General features: G+C 45.4%; 1 protein-coding gene. It reads left to right on the forward strand.

Annotation, left to right across the window (positions count from 1 at the left end):
- Positions 1–335: Ig-like domain-containing protein (locus FY048_RS19010; protein WP_446092178.1), on the forward strand; the 335-nt coding region annotated here is incomplete at both ends.

Consider the following 335-nt stretch of genomic DNA (forward strand, 5'->3'; position numbering starts at 1 on the left):
TAGTGTTCCAGTTGTATCTTTAGATGATGTAACAACCAATGACACTACTCCGGCTTTAACAGGAGCAATCAATGACCCAACAGCAACAGTAGTTGTGAATGTGGATGGCACTGACTATCCAGCAGTGAACAATGGCGATGGTACTTGGACACTTGCAGACAATACACTTCCAGCATTAACAGATGGTCCACATACAGTCACTGTAACTGCGACAGATCCAGCTGGAAACATTGCAACTGATACAGCAACGCTTACTATTGATACAGTCCCTGCAGACCTGATCGGTGCGATCACGATTCCTGAAGACTTAAATGGCGACGGTATCCTGAATGCAG

This window comes from Acinetobacter sp. 1124_18A (assembly GCF_052824995.1).